Here is a 21,078-nt window from a genome sequence, read left to right on the forward strand (position 1 = left end):
GTGCTTCGAAGATCCCGCAGAAAAGCGCCGACATGCGGTGGGCCGAGTGCGCGCTTAGGGTGGCAAAAAGTCAAATTCCACAACGACTCGGGCGGGGTCGAGGAGGCGGAGCGCGATGGCGAGAATACTCTTCATAGTGAGCGGGGCGACGTACTGGATACTCAAGGACGGCACCAGATACGCGACCGGCTATTGGGCTGAAGAGTTCGCCGTGCCGTACAAGAAGATCACGGAAGCCGGCCATGAGGTCGTGGTGGCGACACCGGGTGGCGTGACCCCCAACGTCGACATGATGAGCCTGCGCCCCTCCATGGCGGGCGGTGAGGAAGGCGCTCTCGAACTGGAGGCCATCATCCGGTCCGCGGAGGTGATGCGTCGGCCCCTGAAGCTGTCGGACGTCCGTCTCGAGGACTACGACGCGGTGTACTTGCCCGGTGGCCACGGCCCGATGGCGGACTTGTCGGTCGACGCCGACGCCGGCCGGCTGCTGACGGCGCAACTCGCCTCGGGCAAGCCGCTCGCGATCGTGTGCCACGCCCCTTCCGCGATCCTCGCCACCAGGATTCACGGCGAGTCGCCCTTCAAGGGGTACAGGATCACGTGTTTCACCGACGAGGAGGAGGAGGGTGTCGGGCTCGCGTCCCGGGTACCGTGGCTGCTGGAGACCGAGTTGAAGGAGAAGGTCGGCGTCGACTTCAGCCGCGGTCCCATCTGGGAGCCGTACATGGTGGAGGACCGCAACCTCATCACCGGCCAGAACCCTCATTCGGCGGCGATTCTGGCGGATCGGCTGCTTGAACTCCTCAAGTGAGATGATTTCCGCATGAGATGAATTCCGTGTAGTCGGAGCCGGCGTTCCCTAGCCCTGCCGGCGGCCGGGGGCCGTCGTCGGGCGCCGGACGAGGTCACCCGGTGCCGGTACGTGGTGCGGGAAGCCGATGCGGAGAACCAGGGCGGCGAGCGCCGCGGCCAGGACGACCACAGAGGCCAGGATCAGGGCCTGGTGGTAGCCGTGGTGCAGCAAGGGCCTGGCGATCAGCGGGCCCAGGATCTGACCGATCGAGTATCCGGCGGTCAACAGGGCCACGGCGCGGGGGAACCGTAGATGCGCGCCGGTCGCGAGGGCCAGCGTGCTCACGCCGATGAAGGTCGAGCCGAAGAGCACGGCGGAGATCAGTGCCGCCGCCACCCCGCCGACCAGTGCGGGCAAGGCGATGCCCACGGCCTGCACACCGAGCGCGGCCAGCAGCAGGTCCGGGCGGGACCAGCGGCGTCCCAGGCCGGCCCACACCGCGGAGGACGGAACGGCTGCCAGGCCCACCAGCACCCAGGCGCCGCTGCCGATCCAGCCGGGCGAGGCCTGCTCGATGGCCGCGACCAGGAACGTGCCGGCGATGATGTACCCGATCCCCTCCAGTGTGTAGGAGGCGAACAGGGTGTTGAACCAGCGCTTGGTGCCGGGTCCGTCGCTTCCGGCGTGCGTGTGCGCCGCGGACGAGGTGGGCCGGGGCGCCGGCTCGGGTCGCAGGCCCCACGCGGCGAGGGCGAGTGCCGCGGCCAGAGCGGCGGAGGCCCACCACGCCACCCGCCAGGTGCCGACCGTGCGCAGCACCAGCACGAGCAGGCCCGACAGGGCGATCCCGGCGCCGACTCCGCCGAACGCCCAGCCAGGCAGGTGGGCCGGGTGGTCGCGCAGATGGCTGAGCAGGGAACTCGCGGCGATGACGAAGATCAGGGCGCTGAAGGCCCCGGCGGCCAGCCTGAGCAGCAGCCACGGGGTGGTGGAGTGGGCCAGTGGCATCGCGGCCAGGGAGGCGGTCAGTCCCAGGAGGCTGCCGCGCAGCACGGCCGCGGAACGCACCAGCCGCGGCAGCAAGGTCCCGGCAAGCGCCCCGACCAGGTACCCCACGTAGTTGGCGGTGGCCAGGTTCGCCCCTGCCTCGGCCGACAGTCCCGCCTGTGCGTGCATCAGCGGCAGGATCGGGGTGTAGACGAAGCGTCCCACTCCCATTCCGGTCGCCAGGGCGGCGGCGGCCTGTGCGATGTGGGCCCAGGGTGAGCGGATCGCCTCCCCCCCGACTCGGGCCCGGCGGGGTGACGGCGTCTCGGTCATGCGGTCTTCCTCGGGATGCTCGACGGTCCAGTCGCGGATCACGTACTCGGGGCCCCTTCGTCCGGGCCGGCCTGCGGCGGTCGCGAGGTCCGCCGGTTCCGCGTGGGCCGGCTGGGGGGTGGATTCGAGGCGGTGGCCGGCCGCCTCATCAGCGGGCCCCAGGTGTGCTGTCCGATGTCCACAGCCCCAGCTTGCGCCCGCCATGGGCGCGGGCTCCAGGACCGGTGTCCTCCCTGCTGGGAGCCTCAGCCTCCTGCGGCGCTCAAGCACCCGGCATGCGTGTCACCAACATACCGGGACAGCACACCTGGGACGCCGTACCCGCCAGGCCCTCGACGGTCCGTCCCGGCCGCTTCCCGCCGGCGCCGGGCGAGGCTCAGTACCGGGCTCCGACGGGGGCCGGGATGCTGTCGAGCTGGGCGAGGTCGGCCGTAGACAGCCGGACGTCCGCACCGCCCGCGTTCTCGGCGAGGTACTTCGGTGTCTTGGTGCCGGGGATGGGGACGACATGCTCGCCCTGGGCGACGAGCCAGGCCAGCGCGACCTGCGCGGGGGCCGCGCCGACGCGGTCGGCGACCTCGCGGACCTTGGTGGCGATGGCGAGGTTGGCCCGCAGGTTGTCCTGCTGGAACCGGGGCAGTCGCCGCCGCTGGTCGTTCTCCGGCAGTTCGTCGAAGGAGCTGAACCGGCCCAGGAGGAAGCCGCGGCCCAGCGGCGAGCACGGCAGCAGGCCGATGCCCTGTGCCTCGCAGTAGGGCAGGACCTCCGCTTGGACGTCGCGGGTCCACAGGGAGAACTCGGACTGCACGGTGGTGACCGGGTGGATGGTCTGGGCGCGCCTGATCTGCTCGACGCTCACTTCGGACGCCGATGTGACGCGCCTTGCCGGCCGTGACCGCCTCCGCCAGGGCGCCCCAGGTCTCCTCGAACGGTACGGCGGGGTCGCCGCGGTGGAGCTGGTAGAGGTCGACGTGATCGGTGCCCAGGCGGCGCAGGCCGGCGTCGAGGGCGGCACGGACGTGTTCGGGCCGGCCGTTGGGCCTGACCAGTGGGGCGCCGCCGGGGCCGCCGACGGGGTCGATGCACTCCAAACCGACCTTCGTGGCGATCACGGCCTGCTCGCGCCGGCCGGCCAGGGCCCGGCCGACGAGTTCACGCTGATCTCTGCCTCCGGTAAGGGGATCGGTGAAGAGCGCGACCGGAGGTCGTGGACCGATCGGTCGACTACGCGAACCCAGGCGGCCGTACGGAGGGAGGCAAAGGCCAGGAGTGCCTGGGCCGGGACCTGTCGTCTCCCAGGTGACAGGCCAGGACTCCCAGCGCATGGGAGCGTCGCGGAGCGTGAGGGTCGCCCGAAGCGCCCTCCGGGGGATTCTCGGTCAGTATGTCGGTGAAAGTGTTTTTTGCGCGCGGTCCCGGCCGAGAGGACAGTCATGAGTACTCCCGTGGAGAAGGTCGCGGTCGTCACCGGTGCGTCGCAGGGCATCGGTGCCGGGCTGGTGGACGCCTACCGCAAGCTCGGGTACGGCGTGGTCGCCACCGCCCGTGGCATCGCCGCGCCGGAGGACCCCGGCGTCGTCACCGTGCGCGGTGACATCGCCGACCCCGCCACCGCCGAGCGCGTCATCGCCGCCGGACTGGAACGCTTCGGGCGCATCGACACACTGGTCAACAACGCGGGCATCTTCATCGGGAAGCCGTTCACCGAGTACACGCAGGACGACTACGAAGCGGTGACGGGTGTCAATCTGACCGGGTTCTTCCGCATTACCCAACTCGCGGTCGAACAGATGACCCGCCAGGGAGGCGGACACATCGTCCAGATCACCACCAGCCTGGTCGACCACGCCAACTCCGCCGTGCCCTCCGTGCTGGCCTCCCTGACCAAGGGGGGTCTGCAGTCCGCCACCAAGGCCCTGGCGATCGAGTACGCCGGCCGGGGCGTCCGCAGCAACGCCGTCGCCCTCGGCGTCGTCAAGACCCCCATGCACTCGGACGACTCCGACGACATGCTGGCCGCCCTCCACCCTCTCGGCCGGGCAGGCGAGATCAGTGACGTCGTCGACGCGATCGTCTACCTCGAGAACGCGCCCTTCGTCACCGGAGAGATCCTCCACGTCGACGGCGGCCAGAGCGCCGGCCACTGACGGGCGGGGGCGCCGGGGGGCCTTGGATCATCTCGCGCGACACCGTCCAGCTCATCGACTTCATGAAGGGCTTCGCTCCGGCTGCCGTGAGGAGCCGGACGCTCTCGGGGTGGGGGCCGTTGTTCGCCCGGTCCAGGGGTGCCCAGCCCGTTCCGTGGTCTTCCCGTAGGTTCGGGTCGGCCCCGCGCGTCAACAGTTCACGTACCGTCTCGGTGTGTCCCCAGCACGCGGCCGCGCACAACGGGGTGGGCTGGTGCCCGTTGACGGCCCGTGACCAGTGATGCCCAACGGTCCTTCCTTACCTCGCTGTTACTCTTTGGCGGGTTCAACGACTCTGAGGGAAGGCCGTGTTCACGTCGCTCACCACGGACGGGCCGTGGCTGTTGGCTGTCACCGCCCTCGTGATCCACTGCTCCGCCATGGCCGCATGGATACCGATGCAGAGGTTCTGGACGGTCTATCCCTTCATCTGGGTGGTGTGCGGCACCGGAGCGGTGGCCTTCGGGTCCTGGCGCGGCTTCGCTCTGGCGGACATGCTCGTCCTGTGCTCGTTCGCGCTCATCGGGCTGACGATCGGCATGTACCCGAGCCGCAAGCTGTTCGCGGTGTGGGCGCACGAGATCAACAACGGAGTGACGCGCGAGCGGTACGACTATCCGCGCTCGCACCTCGCGTTCTGTGGTGTCTCCGTGCTCGTCATGCTGGCCGCCGCCTTCCTATTGACCCGCTGATACGTCGTTCCCTGAGCAGGAGCGCGCCCAGGGCCGCCGCGAGGACCTGGCAGCCTGCCACCGCCGCGACGAGACCTCCCAACCCGGCTGACTGCCAGCCGCCCGCGAGCGCGGCCCCGCCCGCGGCGAAGGCGCCCTTGATGCCGGCTCCCAGGGTGAACACCTGGGTGCGGGCGGCCGGGGGCGCGTAGCGGTCACGCCCGGTCAGCAGGGCGGCGAAGAGCGGGCCGGTGCAGCACCCGGCCAGAGCGAAGCCGCCGGCCGTCGCGCCGGCACTGTCCGTCCAGGGCACGGTGGCCAGCGCCGCTCCGGTGGCGAACAGCATGACGAGGACGGTCAGTTCGGGGCGGCGGGTGCCCCACGGCCGCCAGGCGTACACCAGGGAGCCGGTCAGCGAGCCGAGCGACATGGCGGTCATCAGACCCCCGGCGGCCCAGGGCGTCTGGTAGCGGACGGCGAGCATCACACAGGCCACGGGCAACGCCCCGATCCCGAGCTGGCCCACCGCGCTGGCCCACGTGAGCGAGCGCAGCGGCGGGTCGCGGAGCAGCAGGACGACTGCGGCACCCAGATCGGCGGGGCGCGGGACAGGGGTTCCCGGGACGCGGGGTTTCAGCGGCAGGGCGAAGACGAGCGCACCGCCCGCGGCGGCTCCGGCGCCCAGTGCCGCGAGGGCGCGGGCGGGACCGGCTGCCGCGGCGAGGGTGGAGGCGAGGGCCGGCCCGGCGATTCCGGCCAGGTTGTAGGAGACGGCGTCCAGGCTGAAGGCACGGCCCAGCGCCGCGGGCGGCAGCAGGTCGCCCAGCAGGCTGGTCAGGCCCCCGGTCAGCAGGGGGGTGCAGCAGCCCGCGGCGGCCGCCACGGCCAGGACGAGGAGGGCGGAGGCCCGTCCGACGAGCATCGCCACGGCGGCCAGTCCCGTCCCGTAGAAGACCAGGCAGCCACCGTGGAACAGCCGGCGTCGCCGGACCCGGTCGGCGAGGGCGCCGGCCAGCGGGGCGGCGACGACACTGGGCACCAGCAGGGCCGCGACGAGGGCGCCTCCGAAGCCGGTGCTGCGCGTGCGGTCCACGGCGAGCACCACCAGGCCGACTCGTGCTCCTTCGGAGGCGAGGCGCACCAGCAGGGCCACCTGGAGGTACGGGACGAGCACCCACTTCCGCATGCTTGAACGCCGTTCCGGCTTCACTGACGTCTGCGTACGCACCGCTTGCCTCCAGACCGGGACCCCGCTGCTCGGGCGCTCCACGTGCCGCGTGCGCGGCATGGCGCTCGACGCGGCTCGCCTTCTACGTCATACCCTGAAGGTATGACGGCATGTGTGTCCGGCGTCCGGACCGCTCATACTCGGGGGGTGAGCTTCGCCTTCGTCAGTGATCACCTCGCCCTTGATTTCGCCGCCACCATGGCGTGGCGCACGACTCGCCGGAGGGAACTGCTGGGCGAGCCGGAGGACTTCGCCCGCTGGGCCGTCGAGGCGGGGGTGGTCGACCGGTTGGAGGCGGTGAGCCACGCGGAACTGGCCGAGGCACGCGCGCTGCGTGAGGCGGTCTACCGGCTGGCCCTGGCGGCCGCGGAAGGGGAACCGTACGACTCCGCGGACGTCGCCCGGGTCCGGCGGGCCGCCGCGCACCCACCGGTCCGTCTCACGCTCCACGCCGTGGGCCGGGTGGAACGCCGCGGCGGGGTCCAGGAGGTGCTGGCCACCCTCGGGGCGAGCGCCAGCGACCTGCTCGGCGGGCCCGACCACCTGCTGATCCGGCACTGCTCCGGTGAGCCCTGCACCCGTCTCTTCGTCGACCGCTCCCAGGCGGGTACCCGCCGCTGGTGCTCCAAGCGGAGCTGCGGCAGCAGGATCAACGCCGCCGCCTACCGCCGGCGTACCCGTGCGGACGAGCAGCCCTGACCCGATTCCCATCGCTGGCCATACGCGGAGCCCCCGCCATCGGGGTCGCCGGCGCCCTGGGCGTCGCCCTGTCGGCCGTCCGGCGCAGTGCCGGCGGAGTCGTCGACACGGCCGCCGTCCACGCGGACGCGGCACGCATCGCCGGGGCCCGGCCCACCGCCGTCAGTCTCTCCCGGGGAGTCCACCGCGCCCTGTCCAGGCTCGGGGAAGGCCCCGAGGCCGTCCTCGCCGAAGCCCGGGCCATGCTGCGGGAGGACGAGGAGATCAACCGGGCGGCGGCCCGGCGCGCCGCCGACCTGGGGAAAGTGCTCTGCCCACGGCGGCCATTACGCGTTGTCACCCACTGCAACACCGGGCGCCTGGCCACCACGGCCTGGGGCACGGCCCTGGGAGCGGTCCGCGACCTCGCAACCGAGGGGCTGGTCGAGGAGGTGCTGGTCGACGAGACGCGCCCCTTGCTCCACGGTGCCCGGCTGACCACCTGGGAACTGGCCGAGGCCGGCATCCCGCACCGCCTGTGCGTCGACTCCGCGGGCCGCGCCGCCCTCGGCAGGGCGATGGTGGACTGCGTACTGGTCGGCGCGGACCGGATCGCCGGGAACGGGGACGTCGCCAACAAGGTGGGCACATACTCCCTCGCCGCCGCGGCGGCCCGGGCCGGTGTGCCGTTCGTCGTCGTGGCGCCCGAATCGACACGGGACCCCTCGACCGCCACCGGCCGGGACATCGCCGTCGAGGAACGTCCCGCCGACGAGGTGACCCACCACGCGGGCCGGCCGGTCGCTCCGGAGCAGGTGGCACGCGGCCGCTCCGCCAGGGGGCCCGATCCGGTGGTCCTGTCCCGGCGCATCGCCTCGCGCTGCCGGGAGGTGCCGGACTTCCCTCCACGACGGGGTGGCCTTCCAGGACCTGGCGTGGGTCTACCGGGACCACGCGCTGCTCGACGACATCGCCCCGGGTGTGACGCAGAGGTTCCGGGGCCGGAGCGACGTCGTACGCGCCCTGGAGGCGCGCGGTTTCCCTCTCGGCGCCATCGTCGCGCAACGGACGGGCAGTCCGCTGGTGCTCGGCCGCAAGCCCGGGAAGCTGCCCGGTGACGCGCTGTCGGTGGACTACGGCCTGGAGTACGGCGCCGACTCACTCGAGGTGCAGGCCGGCGCCCGACCCGGCTCGTCGAGGCCTGCGGGGCAACGGTCTGCGGGCTCGCGGTGATCACCGAGCTGGAAGAGCTGAACGGGCGCGAACGCCTGCGCGGCTACGAGCTGTTCGCCGCGCACCGCGTACGCGTCCCCCACCCGGCCTCCGCCGAACCGCCCGGACCACACACGCCTGACGATCCGACGAACCGTCAGGCGCCGCTACGAGGAGACACGACAAGGAGAGAGCAAGTGACAGTCCTGCAGATCATGCCCGACAGCGGTCGGGACACGCTCCTGCGCACCACCGATCCGGCGCGGACCGAGGCCGAACTCGGCGCTCACCACGTCGAGTTCCGGCGCCGGCCCACCGATCACGCCCTCTCCGGGGAGGCCGGCCAGGAGGAGGTCCTCGCCCTGTATCAGGCACTGGTACGACATGGGGGAGGTACCGCGCTTCTGCGCCATCCGCTTGGCGTCCGCGGGGGTGTGAGCGGAGAACGGGCCGCGGCCGGCGTTCACGTGCGGTTCGCCCACTCCTCGCGCAGCATGCCGAAGAGCACACGGTCGTAGCGCTCTCCCGCCACCGGCACGGCCGAGCGGCGGCGGCCTTCTTCGCGGAAGCCCAGCCTGGTGAAGGCGCGCACGGCACGCTCGTTGCCGCTCCAGGTGTCCAGCTCCAGCCGGCTCAGGCAGTACGCGCCGAACAGGTGGTCCACGAGCAGCCGCAACGCGTCACTGCCGTGGCCGCGGCCCCAGAACTCCCGCTCACCGATGGTGACTCCCAGGGTGGCCACTCCGGCGTAGGGGTCCAGGTCCCGGTAGTCGGCCATGCCGATCACGCTCCCGTCCGCCAGGTCCTCGACCGTGAACACGGCCGACTCCCTGGGGTTCAGTCGCAGCATGGTGTCGAAGCCCAGCTGGATCGCTTCCGCTGTGACCGGGCCGAACAGCGGGTCTCCCGCCGCGGCCCAGCGAACCACCTCCGGGTCGTTGCGCCACCGCACATGGTGCTCGGCGTCTTCGGGGCGCAGCGCGCGCAGTCTGACCAGCTTGCCTTCGAACATGGGGCAAACCTAGCCGATCCAAAAATCACTCGGGACTGGAGGTGGGTAACGCCAGTAGTCTTGGCTGCCACGCTCCTTACTGACGGAGGGCTCCTCAGATGACCACCTCGTTCGTCCGTCCCAAGCCGCCGTATTACGCCGTGATCATCACTACCCGGCCCGCCGCGGATCTCGACGGCTATGCCGCGATGGGCGAGCGCATGGCCGAACTCGGTGAGACGCAGCCCGGCTATCTCGGCCGTGAGTCGCTGACGGACGAGGACGGCCGGGATCTCGTCGTCATCTACTACGCGGACGAGGCCTCGATAGCGGCATGGAAGGCTCATCCCGAACATGTCGAGGCACAGCGGCTCGGACGTGAGCGCTGGTACTCCTCGTACAGCGTGGAGGTCGCGCGCGTGGAGCGCGCCTATGCCTTCAGCCGTGAGGAGGAAGGATCGCGGGTGCCGGAGGAGGGCTGAGCCGCGGGCTGAAGGTGCGGATTCCGCGGTGCCGCCTCATGTACGGGTCCTGTACAGCTCGCTGATGTTCGCACGGGCCGCCGGGCGGTGTCGGGCGGCGGGACCCTGCGCGAAGGCGTGCAGGGCGTTCTCCGTCGTGCGGGTCACGAAGGCGCGGGTCCGGGCGTCCATTCCGTGGTCGCGGCCGCCGTCGGGGGTGCCGGCCATGAGGGCCTCCACCCAGCGCATGGTGCCGGTGGCGAACACGCCCGCACCGCCGGCAGCCGTGTAGTAGGCGGAGTCGCTGTGGCTGCGCCGGCCACCGCACACCAGAGGCGAGTGGGCCGTGATCTCCAGCGGCCCGGGGACGGGGGCCGCGGGTGTGACCCGGTCGTACTCGACACCGACCAGATGGTCGAAGGCGTCGCCGGGCCGTACGCCCGTTCCCTCGTACAGCCAGTGGTCCGCCGCGTGGACCACGTACGAAGCGTCCGTCGGGTACCCCTCGTAGAGCACTCCCGTGAGCGAGGATTCCGGATCCGGCGCCGGGGACTGGCGGAAGTCGGTGGTCGCCAGGGCGGGCTGGGTGGTGTAGAGCGGGTCCGACCGTACGGAGGTCTTGTAGCAGACCACCGTACGGTCCGGCCGTGTCTCCCCCTGCGCGAGGCGGACCCGGCGGAAACACGTGTTGGCGCCGAGGAAGAGCACGTTGGTGCCGGCGTCGCGGGCCTGGGCGACATGCCGGCGCTGCTGAGGGGTCCAGTACTCGTCGTGCCCCAGGCAGACCACCGCGGCCGCGCCGCGCAGGATCTCCGGGTCGCGGTGCACGTCCGTGCCGGTGGTGTAGGCGAGGGGTATGCCGAGCCGTTCCGCCAGGACCACCGCCGCCCGTTCGTACACCATGAACTTCTCCGCGCCGTCGGCGTCGTAGGGGCGGTCGAAGCTGACGGCCAGGGAGCGGGTGGCGTACGCGCCGGAGGCACCGGCGTAGAGGCTGTAGCCGCCCCAGCGGTTGTACGCCTGCCAGGTGGCGGGGGCGTGGATCAGGACCGTTCGGCCCGTGCCCCGCGTGGAGCGCACGATCAGCGGGATGTAGCGCTGGTGGCCGCTGTCCGCGTCCAGCCGCAGCAGGTACGCGCCCTCCGGCCAGCCGGCCGTGCCGACGGTGAGCGTGCGCGGCCAGTCCGCGCGCACGGTGCGGGTGTCCGGCAGGAAGCGGGGTTCCGGCTGGACGCGGCCGCCTACGCGCCCGGACGACCATACGAGCCGGGCCTGGCTGCCGCCGTACCAGCCGACGCGGAAGGCCGAGACCCGGAAGGACGACGCGGTCGTCGACACGTACAGGCCGCACTCCTCGCCGGGTGTCACGCTCACCCGGTCCGCGTAGCCGGCGACGGCCGGGGCGGGGCCCCGGGAGGTGATACGCCAATCGGGTGTCCCGGGCCGGTCCCGTTCCGCTTCGGGCCGGTGGGACAGGGCCGCCCGGGGGCGTCCGTGGGCGGGAGGGGACGCGTCGCAGGCCGCCGTCATCGAGGCGAGCCCGAGGCCGGCGCACGCTCCGAGGAAGCGCCTGCGTCCGGGCCGCCCCGCGGGTGCCGCCCCGTCGTCCGGGTCTCCTTGACGGGCAGGACCGATGCTCATGACGCCTCCCGTGGCTGCGCTCGCCTCTTACGCGTCCCTCCGTGCCACGGTGGCACAGCCGTACGGGTCGCGCGCTCCCGTCCCGCACGCTCTGCCCGCACGGCCCCGGCGTGCGTGCCGAGGCCCTGACGAGCTGCCCGGAGCGGCGGACGGCCGTACATTCGGACACGTGGAGGAGATGCCTCGGCGCATCGCCCCTTCGACGGATCGAGCCGCGGCCGCCCTGTTGCTCGGCTGTACTCCGAACCAGGTCGGCTACTGCGCACGCTGCCAGGGGTTGACGCGCCGCTACGGGCCCGCCGCGCAGGTCGTGTGCGCGGCCTGCCGCGCGGCCGAGGCCTCTTCCGGCGACGGCTCCGCCGGCTGACGTGCGCGCCCACCCGGCGGCCGGCGCCGTCCCCTCCCCGCACCGGGAGGCGTCGTCGGGCTCCGTGTCACCGCGCCGCCGGGTCCGGCCCCGTGGCGGGAGCCGGCATGTGGTGGTGAAGCCGGAGGAACGTGGGGGCGTGGGGTGCGGTGGGGGCGAGGGTGTAGGTGACGATCGTCAGGCCGGGGTCGGCGGGGATTTCGAGGGCGTCGTAGTCGAGGTCGAGGTCACCGACGGCGGGGTGGTGGAAGCGCTGCCGGCCGCTGCGGTAGTACTCGACGTCGTGTGCGTCCCAGCGGTCGGCGAATTCGGCGCTGCGGGAGGCGAGTTCGTCGATGAGGTCGGCGAGGTCGGTGTCGCCGGGCGTGCGGGCGGCTTCGGCGCGCAGGCTGCCGACGGCGTCGTGGGCGATGCCGTTCCAGTCGCGGTAGAAGCGGTGTGCGCGCGGGTCGAGGAAGACGAAGCGTGCCAGGTTGGGGGGTTCCCCGGCGGTGTCGAGCGCCTCTTCGTACAGGGCGCGGGCGAGCTGGTTCGTGGCGAGGACGTCGAGGTGGGCGTTGCGGACGAAGGCGGCGGCGCCGGTCATGGCGTCGAGGACCTGCTGGACGCTGTCCCGTACGTGTACGGCGCCACCGTCGCGGTCACCGGCGCGCCGGCGCGCGTTGGCGGCGCGCACCAGGGCGTTCAGGTGGGCACGTTCGACGTCGTCGAGCCGGAGGGCGGCGGCGAGGCTGTCGAGGATCTCCTGGGACACGCCGCCGACGTTGCCGCGCTCCAGGCGCGTGTAGTACTCGACGCTGATCGCGGCGAGCTGGGCGACCTCCGAGCGCCGCAGGCCGCTGACCTGCCGCCGCCCGCCGAAGTCGGGCAGACCGGCCTGCCGCGGCGTGAGGCGGGCACGTCGGCTGGTGAGGAAGGTGCGGATGTCCTCGCGGACGGTGTCGGTCGGCACGGGTTCAGCGTAGGACACCAGGGGTGCGGAGGGTCCCTGCCAGTACCCCTCCCCGCAAGGACTCCCAGGTCAGACGGTGTGTGTGGTGCTGTGGAGGGGTCAGCGGGCCGGCGAGCCCGTACCCGTCCCCTACACGTGAGGATCACGCACCGTCATGCCTCTCACCGCTTCCTCGCGCCGGTCGCCGGAGGTGGGCGCACCCGGTACCGGCCGGCACGCCACGGCGACGCTGGCGGCAGCCGTCCTCGGCTTCTTCATGATCACCCTGGACGCGACGATCGTGAACGTCGCCCTGCCCTCGATCCGGGACGCGCTGGGCGGCGGGATCAACGGCCTGGAGTGGGTGGTCGACGCGTACACGCTGATGTTCGCCGCCCTGCTGCTGTCGGCCGGTGCCCTGTCGGACCGGATCGGCGCGCGCAAGGCGTTCGCCTGTGGGCTTGTCCTGTTCGGGGTCGCCTCCGTGGCGTGCGGGCTGGCTCCGTCGCTGGGGGTGCTGATCGCCGCGCGCGCGGTGCAGGGCATCGGTGCGGCCGTGGCCATGCCCACTTCGATGGCACTCGTGCGCCAGGCGTTCCCCGACCCGGCCCGCCGGGCGCGCGCGGTGGGGGTGTGGGCGATGGGCGGCGCCGTCGCCGCCGCGGCGGGCCCGGTCCTCGGCGGCGTACTGAGCCTGGTCTCCTGGCGGGCGATCTTCTGGATCAACCTGCCGGTCGGCGCCCTCACCCTGCTGTTGCTGGCCCGTGCTCCGCACTCGCCGACCCGGTCGGCACCGTTCGACTGGATCGGGCAGATCACCGCCATCCTCGCGATGGGCGGCCTCGCCTTCGGCGCGATCGAGGCCGGAGCGGCCGGGTTCACCGCGCCTCGGGTGCCGGTCTCGCTCGGCGTCGCGGTCGTGGCGCTCGGCGCGTTCGTCGCGGCGCAGTCGAAGGTGGCCCACCCGATGGTGCCGCTGGCTCTCTTCCGCTCCCCGACCGTGGTCGTCGCCACCGGCATCGGGTTCGCCTTCATGGTCGGCTTCTACGGGCTGCCGTTCCTGTACTCGCTGTACTTCCAGCAGCAGCACGGCCTGTCCGCGCTGGGCGCCGGGGTCGCCTTCCTGCCGATGATGCTGCTCAGTGCGGTGCTGACACCGTTCTCCGCGCGTGTCGCCGAGCGCACCGGCCCCCGGGTTCCGGTCGTCGCCGGCCTGGTCCTGATCGCGGCCGGATCCATAGCGCTGGCCGCGGTACCGGCCTCGGTACCGGTGTGGGTGACCTCGCTGCTGCTGATCCCCGTCGGCCTGTCCGGGCCGCTGGTGATGCCGCCGACCACGGCGTTGCTGCTGGAGCACGTTCCCGCGCACCACACCGGTACCGCCGGCGGCGTCTTCAACACCAGCCGGCAGCTCGGCGGAGCGCTCGCCGTCGCGGTCTTCGGCGCGCTGCTGTCCGCCTCGGGCGGCTTCGAACACGGCTTGCGCGTCAGCCTCCTGCTGGCCGCCGCCGTGGCCCTGGCCGCCGCGCTGGCCGCTCCCCGCATGGTGCCCCGCAGGGGAGCCGCCCGGCGGGCCGACGGACGGCCACCCCTCCGGCGGACGTACCGGAAGTGACCGTCGTGCCGCCGCCGGCCGCCGGGGCCTGCCGGCACCGCGGCGGCCTCGCCACCCCCGACGCCCACCTGTTCCGGCATCTCGGCACGTCGTCTGTCAGGTCATCGGGCGCCGTTCACCGCTCATCGGCGCCGGTCACCCGACGTACCAGGTCCGCCCACGTGTCTTGCAGCCGCACGGTGGTGACCCGCTCCTCGCTGCGCAAGCCGTCCAGGGTCTCCAGGTCCACGAAGGCGAGCAGGGCGTGGGCGAGCAGGGCGTGGTCGCCCACGACACCCGCCTCGCGCAGGAGCGAGCGGACGTGGTGGCGTAAGGCCCGGCCGTAGTGCGTGGTCTGACGCCGTTCGCAGGGAATCTGGCGTCCCAGCGCCGGGCCCAGGTCCGTCTCGTCGGCGGCGCGCTCGATCAGAGCGCGCCCGAAGGCCGTCAGCCGGTCTTTCGCCGGTGCTCCCGGCCCCAGCGGAGGCGGGCCGCAGGTGTACGCCTCGTGGAAGTCCGCCTCGACGTCGTCCAGCAGGGCCAGCAGGAGGCCGTTGCGGTCGCCGAACCTGCGGAAGAGCGTGCCCTTGCCCACCCCGGCCGCCTGCGCGACCTGATGCATCGTCAGGTGCTCGGCGCCGCGCTCGGCCACCAGCCAGGCAGCCGCCTCCAGCAGCCGGGCGCGGTTGCGGACGGCGTCGGCGCGTTCCCCGGCGGGATCGTCCGGGGGCTCGGTCATGTGTGGCTCCGCGGGAGCGGCTTGCCGGTGCGCGGGCCGGAACGGGAGCCGTGCCGGCACTCGACCGGGAGAAGGGATGGGTGGCCGCTGATGGCCATCGAACTCCTCGGGTGCGTCCACGTGGCGGCCGTCCGCCCCACCGGGGTGCGTGGACAGGCCGGGAGCGGCACGCGCGTGATCGTGGCTGACCGCCCACGCTAGCGACGCGGCCGGGCGTGGAAACCCGCCCGCAGCCCGATCCTGCCTCGGCACATCGGCCTAGGGCGCCGCGGGGACGGGTCGGTACGTGTGCCGGATCCGGACGCGCGTGATCCGGTGAGCGCGGGATACCAGCAGGTCATGAGGTTGCTTGCCCTAGTGCGTGAGATGGACCGCCGGCTGACCAAGCGGATGGCTTCCTGCCGGAAACCCGAGGTGCACCGGACGCTGTCGGTGGTGGAGGAAACGGCGGAAGCCACCAAGCTGTGGTGGGGTGCCGCCGCGGTGATGGCCGGGGTCGGCGGGTGGAAGGGCCGTAAGGCCGCGGTGGCGGGCATCGCGGCCCTCGGCTTGGCGCAGTTGGTGTGCAACGGTGTGTGCAAGCAGGTGATCGACCGCCCGCGTCCGCCCAAGGAGTGGATCCCCCACGACGGGGTCGAGGACCGGCCTGGTTCCTCGTCGTTCGCCTCCGGGCACACCGCGGCCGCGCTGGCCTTCACCGCTGCGGTCGCCCCCTCGTGGCCGTCGGCCGGGGCGGTCTGCGCGGTGCCGGCCGCGCTGGTGGCGGTGGAGCGGGTGCAGTCAGGCGCCCACTACCCGAGTGACGTCGCCGCCGGTGCCGCGATCGGACTGGCCAGCGCCTGGCTGGTCAGGCGTCTTCCGCGACTGGTGCTGCGCGTGCGGCGGTGACCCGGCCCCCAAGCGCCCTCCCGTGAACGGCTATCGGGGCGCGAGCCGCGGCCGGCGACGTCGTACGGGAGCCGGAAGGCTTCCGGCGGCGACGGCTGCGCTCCGACTCGGCACCGCCTGCAGGCTGCTGCCGCGGGTAGGGGACACCGGCGGCCTCCTGGCGACCGCGTACCTCGCGACCGTGCCGGCGCCGGCCCGGTGCGACCGGGCCACGAGCGCCGCCTGAGCGGTTCCGCGACGCACTCGCCACCGTGTTCCGTGTGCCGGTGATGCCGCACACCCTTCCGTTCCCGCCATTACGGTTTACTATTCAACTACATTCGGTGCCACGAGGAGGTCGCACCATGGCGGAGCTGGGCCTGGCCGACACCGTCGGCATCCTTCGGCAACCCGGCGTACGGACGCGGCACAGCAGTGCCGGGCTCGGGTGGGAGCGGCTGTACGTCTCCGTCCAGGAGGAGCAGCCCTATCGTGCCGCCTTCGATCCGGCGCCCACGCATCTGCTGATCCTGCACCTGAGCGGCCCCGTCACCGTGCGGCGGGGACGGGGTGCGGTCACCCGGTCCAGGACCATCCCGGCCGGTGGGCTGTTCCTGCAGCCGGCCGGCCGGACGCTCGCCGTCGAACTGGGCGGCACGCTCGACACGGTCCACGCCTACCTCACCGACGACGCGCTGTGCGAGGCGAACGACGGACGGCGCGTGGAGCTGTCCGAGGAACTCGGCGCCACCGACCCCCTGGCCGAGCAGCTCCTGCTCGCGCTGGCCGGCGCGGTGCGCTCGTGGGAGCCGTCGGCCCGTACCTACACCGACCACCTGACCGGGATGCTCGCCGCACAGCTCGCCCGCCGGCACGGCGTCCGGGAGGCCGTGCCGGCGGACCGGCGGACCGGGCTGTCCGCACGCCGGCTCGCCGCCGTCCGCGCGCTCATGGAGGAGCGGCTGGCCGAACCGCTGCCGATCGCGGACCTCGCCGACGCGGCCTCACTGAGCCGCAGCCAGTTCACCCGGCAGTTCCGGGCGAGCACGGGCCAGTCGCCGCACCAGTTCCTGCTCGGCCTGCGCCTGGAGCGGGCCTGCCGGCTGCTGCGCGCCGGCACCGACCCGATCGCCGAGGTGGCCGTCGCCTGCGGGTTCTCCCACCAGGAGCACCTCACCCGGGTGATGCGCGCCCGGCTCGGCACCACCCCCGCCGCACTGCGCCGCGCGGGCTGACCGGCGCGGCCACGGCTCCCGGCGTTCCAGCGCCGGTGCCCGGCCCGCCCGGACGCACACCTCCGCCGTCCGGGTGCCCCGCCCGCCGCGGCCCGACGGGAGTTCCGCACCCCTTGCCCACTCCCCCGCTCACAGCCGCTCGCAGCCGCCCGGTGAGGGTGTGCCGCGGGGTGAGGCCGACCGGGTCCTCCCCTACCGCGCCAGGACGTGGCGGAGCGCGCCGAGGAGTTCGTCCCGCGCCGCCTCGTCGGTCCCGGCGGCGGTGGCCCGGCGCCAGGCGACGTGTCCGTCCGGGCGCACCAGCAGCACGCCGTCCTCGGCGATCTCGCTGACGCGGCTCCACTCGCCGTAGGCGTCACGGTAGTCGTCGTCACCGACGCGGACCACGCGCAGCGGTACGCCGAGGGCGTCAGCGCAGGCGCGCGCGGCCGTGTCCCAGACACCGCCGGACAGGCCGGTCAGCACGGTGAAGACTCCGTGACCGACGGCGTCCAGCGTGGAGACGCGCTCGCCCTGTGCGTCGACCAGCCAGGCGTGCGGCAGCTTGGCGCCCGGCCGGGTCGTCGGCTGGTGCACCAACTCGCGGTCGCCCGCCCAGACTTCGGCCGGGCTGTCGTCGGGGAGCACCGCGCCGGAGACGTACCGCTGGTTCATCTCCACGCCGTGCGCGTTGAACTCGTAGTTCTTCAGCTGGATCGCCTCTTCCAGCCGCCGCCTCTTCTTGGCGCCCTCGGGTGTCCGCGCCCGTATCGCCGCGATCCCTTCGGCGATCGCCTCCGCGTCGCTGCCGCCGCCGACGCCGAGCACGTCGAAGACCGGCCCGAACTGGTCGCGGCTGAGGTTGGCCCGTTCGACGATCTGCCGCCCCACGGGGGCGCGTTCGGCCGTGTAGCTGTCGAGCAGCGCGGGGCCCGCCTCACCGCGGATCACCATCGCGAGTTTCCACGCGAGGTTGTACGCGTCCTGGACCGAGGTGTTGGAGCCCAGTCCGTTGGACGGCGGATGGCGGTGCACGGCGTCGCCGGCGCAGAAGACCCTGCCGCTCGCGTACTCCTCGGCGTAGGCGTGGTTGACGGTCCACAGCGAGGTCGACGTGATCTCCACCGGCAGGTCCGGATCGCCGACGAGGTCGCGGACGATCGTGCGCGCGGCCTCCTCGTCGACCCGCGGCGGCGGCTGCTCTATGTCGTAACCCCACACCAGCAGCCACTCGTTCCAGGGGCGGACCATGCGGACCAGGCCCATGCCGATGCCTCCGGTGTCCGCGCCGGGCCGCAGCACCCAGTACAGGACGCTCGGACGGTGGGCGCAGTACCGGGCGAGGTCGGCCTTGAAGACGATGTTCATGCTGCCGGCCTTGGCCATGCGGCCGGCGAAGGGCAGGCCGAGTTGCCCGGCGACCGCGCTGCGTCCGCCGTCGGCGCCGATCAGGTAGCGGGCCCGGACCGTGAACTCGTCGCCCCGGACCCGGTCGCGCAGCAGGGCGGTGACCCCGTCCCCGTCCTGTTCGAAGCTGATGAACTCGGTGTCGAAGCGGACCTTGGCGCCGCGGGCCGCCGCGTTGTCGACGAGGATCGGCTCCAGATAGGTCTGCGGCAGGTCGATCATCTCGCAGGGGCTCTTGGCGGAGTACTCGGTGGCCGTCGCGGGGCCGGTGCCCCAGCTGCGGATGCGGCCGATCTCCTCGCCCGTGAGCGCCGTGCACAGCACGGTGTCCCCCATCAGGTGCGAGGGGCTGCCGAGGGCCAGCGCCTCGGACTCGACACCGAGGTCGCGCAGGACCTCCATGGTGCGCTGGTTGGTGATGTGCGCCCGGGGGGTGTTGGCGAGCCATCCGTACTTCGTCACCAGCAGGGTGCGGACGCCGTAGGTGGCCAGCAGCAGGGCGGCCGAGCCGCCTGCGGGGCCGCTGCCGACGACGAGGACGTCGGTGTCGTAGGCGTCGAGCGGGTCGGTGGTCGTCATGGGTGTGCGCTCCTCGGTCATCCGGCCTGGGGGGCGAGACGGAAGGTGTAGTCGAGCCGGCACCACGGGCCGTCGACCGGACGGCCGTCGGGGGCGGGACCGGACCCCGGGGTGAAGTCCACGACGAGTTCGTCCTTGACGCCGAAGACGGTGTCGCTGTCCAGGTACGCTCCGCCGGCCACGAACAGCTGCGTGACGAGCCGGCGGTGGCCGGGCGCGTCGAACATGAAGTGCAGGTGGGGCGCCCGGTAGGGGTGGCGGCCGACCGCGTCGAGCATCTGCCCGACCGGTCCGTCGGCGGGGATCGGGTAGTACGAGGGCAGGATGGACCAGAAGGTGACCCGCCCCTGGCTGTCGCTGCGCAGCCGGGCCCGCAGCACCGGTCCCTCCAGGTCGGGGAGCTGTACGTCGTAGAAGCCGTCCTCGTTGGACTGCCACACGTCCACCACCGCGTCCTTGACCGGCTCGCCCTCGCCGTCCGTGACGCGGACGTCCACCCACAGCGGGGTGCCGGGCAGGCCGCCGGAGATGTCGCTGCCGGGCGCGGCCTCGGGCGGGCCCTCCACGTAGAAGGGGCCGAGCACCGCGGACGGGGTGGTGCCGGGGGTGCGGGAGTTGGTGAGCAGGTCCACCGCGCTGGAGACGCCGAGCGTGTCGGACAGCAGCACGAACTCCTGGCGGGTCGGACCGCAGATCTGCCCGGTACGAGTGAGGAAGTCGATGGCGTACTGCCATTCGGCGTTCGTGACGTCGTTGGCCGCGACGAACGTGTGCAGGTGCCGGACGAGGTCGGCCATCAGCGTACGGACCCGGGGGTCGGGGGCGTGCGCGAAGCTGGCCACCACCTCCTCGGTGAGCCGGGCCAGCTTCGCCTCCGTCGAGGGCGGGCCCTGCGGGCGGCGTCCCTGCCAGGCTCCGGCCAGCAGCTCACCGATGCCCTCGGTGGTCAGCTCACGCGGGTTGGGGTACGGCGTCGCGGCGGCCAGCTCGGCGGCGCGCGCCAGGTCGGACTCCGCCATGCCGAGGTCGCGCAGCGAGGTGGGGCCGCCCAGGGAGACGATCAGGTCGTACACACCGCTCGGCGCGTCGGGCACGCCGAGCGCGTCGGCGATGCGGCGCATGACGTCGGGGACGGCGGGTGCGTTGTACGCCATGGCGTGTGCCAGGACGACGGTGTGGGTCTCGGCGTGCGGCAGGCCGAAGCTGCCGCCGAGGGTGTGGCAGAGCTTGTGGTGCAGGCCCATGCCGACCGTGGCGAGACAGGTCCCGGCGAGCCAGGCGGCGTGCAGCAGGCCGGCCCGGGCCTCCGGGTCGGCCGGGTCGGCGGCCAGCCGGGGCAGCGCCCGGGCGATGCCCGAGATCGCGTCGAGGGCCTGCCGGTCCGTCACCGGGTCGGCGTCGGCCGAGTAGAGGGCCTCGACGGCGTGCGCGAGGGCGTTGACGCCGCTCGTCACCGTGAGGGGCAGCGGCAGCGCGAGGGTGAAGTCGACGTCGTAGACGACGGTCTCGGGCAGGATCGCCGGGGAGGACTGGGTGACCTTGCGCCCGTCCCGGGTCTCGCCGAGCACCGGGGTCACCTCGGAACCGGCGTAGGTGGTCGGCAGGATCACCTGCGGGAGGTCGGTACGCAGGGCCAGCGCCTTGGACAGGCCGGTCGTCGAGCCGCCGCCGACGGCCACGATCACGTCGGCCGAGGCGTGGGTGAGCACGTCGAGCGCCTGCTCGGTCACCTCGAACGGGGTGTGCATGGCGGCACCGCCGAACTCCGCCGCCACGAGGTCCCCGAGCGCCTCGCGGACCCGTGTGGTGGTGCGGGCCAGGGGCCGGCTGGACAGCAGCAGGACACGGGAGCGGCCGAGCCGCTCGACCTCCTCGCGGAGCCGGTCCACCGTGCCGGACCCGAAGACGACCCGCGAGGGACGGGATGTATGGACGAACGTCCGCATTGAGTTCTGCCTCCGCCTGTCATCCGGTGTGCGCCGATGGCTTGGATCACCGAGTGTGCGCAGGAGGCAGGCACGTCGTCCTGCACGATGCGCGCGCCACGCTGCACAAAACACGCGTGCGCGTCCGGGGCGGGTGCACCGGGCACGATACGGCCGGGTCGTATTTCCGGGGCCTGCGCACGGGGGACGCGACGGCGGGGGCTGTACGTCCGGGCCGGCACACCGCGCACGACACAGCCGGAGCCGTACGTCC

Annotated in this window: 19 protein-coding genes and 3 pseudogenes; 12 read left to right on the forward strand and 10 right to left on the reverse strand. The window is 72.9% G+C overall.

What is annotated here, in order from left to right; translation table 11 throughout:
- Positions 1 to 115: 115 nt before the first annotated feature.
- Positions 116 to 811, forward strand: coding sequence for a type 1 glutamine amidotransferase domain-containing protein (locus AB0947_RS28035; RefSeq protein WP_366753107.1), 696 nt, complete (start codon positions 116 to 118; stop codon positions 809 to 811).
- Between the two features lie 48 nt (positions 812 to 859).
- On the opposite strand, the gene AB0947_RS28040 is transcribed toward AB0947_RS28035, so the two are convergent.
- Entirely contained in the window at positions 860 to 2,011 is a 1,152-nt protein-coding gene (locus tag AB0947_RS28040; protein WP_366753247.1) for a YbfB/YjiJ family MFS transporter, read from the reverse strand.
- A gap of 478 nt (positions 2,012 to 2,489) precedes the next feature.
- Positions 2,490 to 3,438, reverse strand: a pseudogene (locus AB0947_RS28045) (aldo/keto reductase).
- A 108-nt stretch (positions 3,439 to 3,546) separates the two neighbouring features.
- On the opposite strand from AB0947_RS28045, the gene AB0947_RS28050 reads away from it, so the two are divergent.
- Positions 3,547 to 4,260, forward strand: a complete 714-nt coding sequence (locus AB0947_RS28050) for an SDR family oxidoreductase (protein WP_366753108.1) — start codon at positions 3,547 to 3,549, stop codon at positions 4,258 to 4,260.
- Between the two features lie 67 nt (positions 4,261 to 4,327).
- On the opposite strand, the pseudogene AB0947_RS28055 reads toward AB0947_RS28050, so the two are convergent.
- Positions 4,328 to 4,519: pseudogene (locus AB0947_RS28055) on the reverse strand (ankyrin repeat domain-containing protein); the annotation flags it as partial.
- An 88-nt stretch (positions 4,520 to 4,607) separates the two neighbouring features.
- Between AB0947_RS28055 and AB0947_RS28060 the strand changes: the two are divergent.
- Positions 4,608 to 4,991 carry a hypothetical protein gene (locus AB0947_RS28060; protein WP_366753109.1) on the forward strand — a complete coding sequence of 128 codons (384 nt, stop codon included), beginning with the start codon at positions 4,608 to 4,610 and terminating at the stop codon, positions 4,989 to 4,991.
- Here the strand turns inward: AB0947_RS28060 and AB0947_RS28065 are convergent.
- A complete protein-coding gene (locus tag AB0947_RS28065) occupies positions 4,957 to 6,156 on the reverse strand; it encodes an MFS transporter (RefSeq protein WP_366753110.1) in 1,200 nt (399 codons plus the stop codon). The two genes, AB0947_RS28060 and AB0947_RS28065, sit on opposite strands and share 35 nt — an antisense overlap.
- Before the next feature lie 189 nt (positions 6,157 to 6,345).
- On the opposite strand from AB0947_RS28065, the gene AB0947_RS28070 reads away from it, so the two are divergent.
- The 4 genes and pseudogenes from AB0947_RS28070 to AB0947_RS28085 all read left to right on the forward strand — a co-directional run bounded on the left by AB0947_RS28070 (position 6,346) and on the right by AB0947_RS28085 (position 8,606).
- Positions 6,346 to 6,897, forward strand: a complete 552-nt coding sequence (locus tag AB0947_RS28070; protein WP_366753111.1) for a CGNR zinc finger domain-containing protein — start codon at positions 6,346 to 6,348, stop codon at positions 6,895 to 6,897.
- Positions 6,819 to 7,685: pseudogene (locus tag AB0947_RS28075) on the forward strand (S-methyl-5-thioribose-1-phosphate isomerase); the annotation flags it as partial. The gene AB0947_RS28070 and the pseudogene AB0947_RS28075, both read left to right, overlap by 79 nt.
- Positions 7,686 to 7,791: 106 nt before the next feature.
- Entirely contained in the window at positions 7,792 to 8,109 is a 318-nt protein-coding gene (locus tag AB0947_RS28080) for a hypothetical protein (RefSeq protein ID WP_366753259.1), read from the forward strand.
- Positions 8,106 to 8,606, forward strand: coding sequence for a hypothetical protein (locus AB0947_RS28085; protein ID WP_366753112.1), 501 nt, complete (start codon positions 8,106 to 8,108; stop codon positions 8,604 to 8,606). Before AB0947_RS28080 ends, AB0947_RS28085 begins: the two co-directional genes overlap by 4 nt.
- Here the strand turns inward: AB0947_RS28085 and AB0947_RS28090 are convergent.
- Entirely contained in the window at positions 8,552 to 9,100 is a 549-nt protein-coding gene (locus tag AB0947_RS28090; protein WP_366753113.1) for a GNAT family protein, read from the reverse strand. The two genes, AB0947_RS28085 and AB0947_RS28090, sit on opposite strands and share 55 nt — an antisense overlap.
- A gap of 98 nt (positions 9,101 to 9,198) precedes the next feature.
- On the opposite strand from AB0947_RS28090, the gene AB0947_RS28095 reads away from it, so the two are divergent.
- Positions 9,199 to 9,561 (forward strand): antibiotic biosynthesis monooxygenase, encoded by a 363-nt coding sequence (locus AB0947_RS28095; protein ID WP_366753114.1) that lies wholly within the window; start codon positions 9,199 to 9,201, stop codon positions 9,559 to 9,561.
- Positions 9,562 to 9,597: 36 nt separating this feature from the next.
- On the opposite strand, the gene AB0947_RS28100 is transcribed toward AB0947_RS28095, so the two are convergent.
- A complete protein-coding gene (locus tag AB0947_RS28100) occupies positions 9,598 to 11,181 on the reverse strand; it encodes a N,N-dimethylformamidase beta subunit family domain-containing protein (RefSeq protein ID WP_366753115.1) in 1,584 nt (527 codons plus the stop codon).
- 178 nt (positions 11,182 to 11,359) lie between these two features.
- On the opposite strand from AB0947_RS28100, the gene AB0947_RS28105 reads away from it, so the two are divergent.
- Positions 11,360 to 11,548, forward strand: a complete 189-nt coding sequence (locus tag AB0947_RS28105) for a hypothetical protein (RefSeq protein ID WP_366753248.1) — start codon at positions 11,360 to 11,362, stop codon at positions 11,546 to 11,548.
- 67 nt (positions 11,549 to 11,615) lie between these two features.
- Here the strand turns inward: AB0947_RS28105 and AB0947_RS28110 are convergent, their stop codons facing one another.
- Positions 11,616 to 12,500 carry a helix-turn-helix transcriptional regulator gene (locus AB0947_RS28110; protein WP_366753116.1) on the reverse strand — a complete coding sequence of 295 codons (885 nt, stop codon included), beginning with the start codon at positions 12,498 to 12,500 and terminating at the stop codon, positions 11,616 to 11,618.
- A gap of 154 nt (positions 12,501 to 12,654) precedes the next feature.
- Here AB0947_RS28110 and AB0947_RS28115 point away from each other — a divergent pair, with 154 nt between their 5' ends.
- Positions 12,655 to 14,094 carry an MFS transporter gene (locus AB0947_RS28115; protein WP_366753117.1) on the forward strand — a complete coding sequence of 480 codons (1,440 nt, stop codon included), beginning with the start codon at positions 12,655 to 12,657 and terminating at the stop codon, positions 14,092 to 14,094.
- A gap of 115 nt (positions 14,095 to 14,209) precedes the next feature.
- Here the strand turns inward: AB0947_RS28115 and AB0947_RS28120 are convergent, their stop codons facing one another.
- On the reverse strand, positions 14,210 to 14,812 hold the full coding sequence (locus tag AB0947_RS28120; RefSeq protein ID WP_366753118.1) for a helix-turn-helix domain-containing protein: 603 nt from the start codon (positions 14,810 to 14,812) through the stop codon (positions 14,210 to 14,212).
- Between the two features lie 339 nt (positions 14,813 to 15,151).
- On the opposite strand from AB0947_RS28120, the gene AB0947_RS28125 reads away from it, so the two are divergent.
- The gene (locus AB0947_RS28125) at positions 15,152 to 15,700 is read left to right on the forward strand and encodes a phosphatase PAP2 family protein (RefSeq protein ID WP_366753119.1); all 549 of its coding nucleotides are present in this window, start codon (positions 15,152 to 15,154) and stop codon (positions 15,698 to 15,700) included.
- A gap of 344 nt (positions 15,701 to 16,044) precedes the next feature.
- The gene (locus AB0947_RS28130; protein ID WP_366753120.1) at positions 16,045 to 16,914 is read left to right on the forward strand and encodes a helix-turn-helix domain-containing protein; all 870 of its coding nucleotides are present in this window, start codon (positions 16,045 to 16,047) and stop codon (positions 16,912 to 16,914) included.
- A 192-nt stretch (positions 16,915 to 17,106) separates the two neighbouring features.
- Here the strand turns inward: AB0947_RS28130 and AB0947_RS28135 are convergent, their stop codons facing one another.
- Both AB0947_RS28135 and AB0947_RS28140 read right to left on the reverse strand, forming a co-directional pair.
- The gene (locus tag AB0947_RS28135) at positions 17,107 to 18,879 is read right to left on the reverse strand and encodes an FAD-dependent monooxygenase (RefSeq protein WP_366753121.1); all 1,773 of its coding nucleotides are present in this window, start codon (positions 18,877 to 18,879) and stop codon (positions 17,107 to 17,109) included.
- 17 nt (positions 18,880 to 18,896) lie between these two features.
- Positions 18,897 to 20,825: a maleylacetate reductase and hydroxyquinol 1,2-dioxygenase domain-containing protein gene (locus tag AB0947_RS28140; RefSeq protein ID WP_366753122.1), complete on the reverse strand. Its 1,929-nt coding sequence runs from the start codon at positions 20,823 to 20,825 to the stop codon at positions 18,897 to 18,899.
- Positions 20,826 to 21,078 lie beyond the last annotated feature (253 nt).

Origin of the sequence: Streptomyces sp. NPDC047841, from assembly GCF_040704085.1 — a bacterium.
GTDB classification, from domain to species: Bacteria; Actinomycetota; Actinomycetes; order Streptomycetales; family Streptomycetaceae; genus Streptomyces; species Streptomyces argyrophylli.

What these genes read in the sequence shown, in the direction of transcription:
- AB0947_RS28035 (WP_366753107.1), top strand. Translation starts at nt 116, where the DNA reads ATGGCGAGAATACTCTTCATAGTGAGCGGGGCGACGTACTGGATACTC.
- AB0947_RS28065 (WP_366753110.1), bottom strand. Translation starts at nt 6,156, where the DNA reads ATGCGGAAGTGGGTGCTCGTCCCGTACCTCCAGGTGGCCCTGCTGGTG.
- AB0947_RS28050 (WP_366753108.1), top strand. Translation starts at nt 3,547, where the DNA reads ATGAGTACTCCCGTGGAGAAGGTCGCGGTCGTCACCGGTGCGTCGCAG.
- AB0947_RS28040 (WP_366753247.1), bottom strand. Translation starts at nt 2,011, where the DNA reads ATGGGAGTGGGACGCTTCGTCTACACCCCGATCCTGCCGCTGATGCAC.
- AB0947_RS28105 (WP_366753248.1), top strand. Translation starts at nt 11,360, where the DNA reads ATGCCTCGGCGCATCGCCCCTTCGACGGATCGAGCCGCGGCCGCCCTG.
- AB0947_RS28090 (WP_366753113.1), bottom strand. Translation starts at nt 9,100, where the DNA reads ATGTTCGAAGGCAAGCTGGTCAGACTGCGCGCGCTGCGCCCCGAAGAC.
- AB0947_RS28100 (WP_366753115.1), bottom strand. Translation starts at nt 11,181, where the DNA reads ATGAGCATCGGTCCTGCCCGTCAAGGAGACCCGGACGACGGGGCGGCA.
- AB0947_RS28140 (WP_366753122.1), bottom strand. Translation starts at nt 20,825, where the DNA reads ATGCGGACGTTCGTCCATACATCCCGTCCCTCGCGGGTCGTCTTCGGG.
- AB0947_RS28120 (WP_366753118.1), bottom strand. Translation starts at nt 14,812, where the DNA reads ATGACCGAGCCCCCGGACGATCCCGCCGGGGAACGCGCCGACGCCGTC.
- AB0947_RS28135 (WP_366753121.1), bottom strand. Translation starts at nt 18,879, where the DNA reads ATGACGACCACCGACCCGCTCGACGCCTACGACACCGACGTCCTCGTC.
- AB0947_RS28095 (WP_366753114.1), top strand. Translation starts at nt 9,199, where the DNA reads ATGACCACCTCGTTCGTCCGTCCCAAGCCGCCGTATTACGCCGTGATC.
- AB0947_RS28115 (WP_366753117.1), top strand. Translation starts at nt 12,655, where the DNA reads ATGCCTCTCACCGCTTCCTCGCGCCGGTCGCCGGAGGTGGGCGCACCC.
- AB0947_RS28125 (WP_366753119.1), top strand. Translation starts at nt 15,152, where the DNA reads ATGAGGTTGCTTGCCCTAGTGCGTGAGATGGACCGCCGGCTGACCAAG.
- AB0947_RS28130 (WP_366753120.1), top strand. Translation starts at nt 16,045, where the DNA reads ATGGCGGAGCTGGGCCTGGCCGACACCGTCGGCATCCTTCGGCAACCC.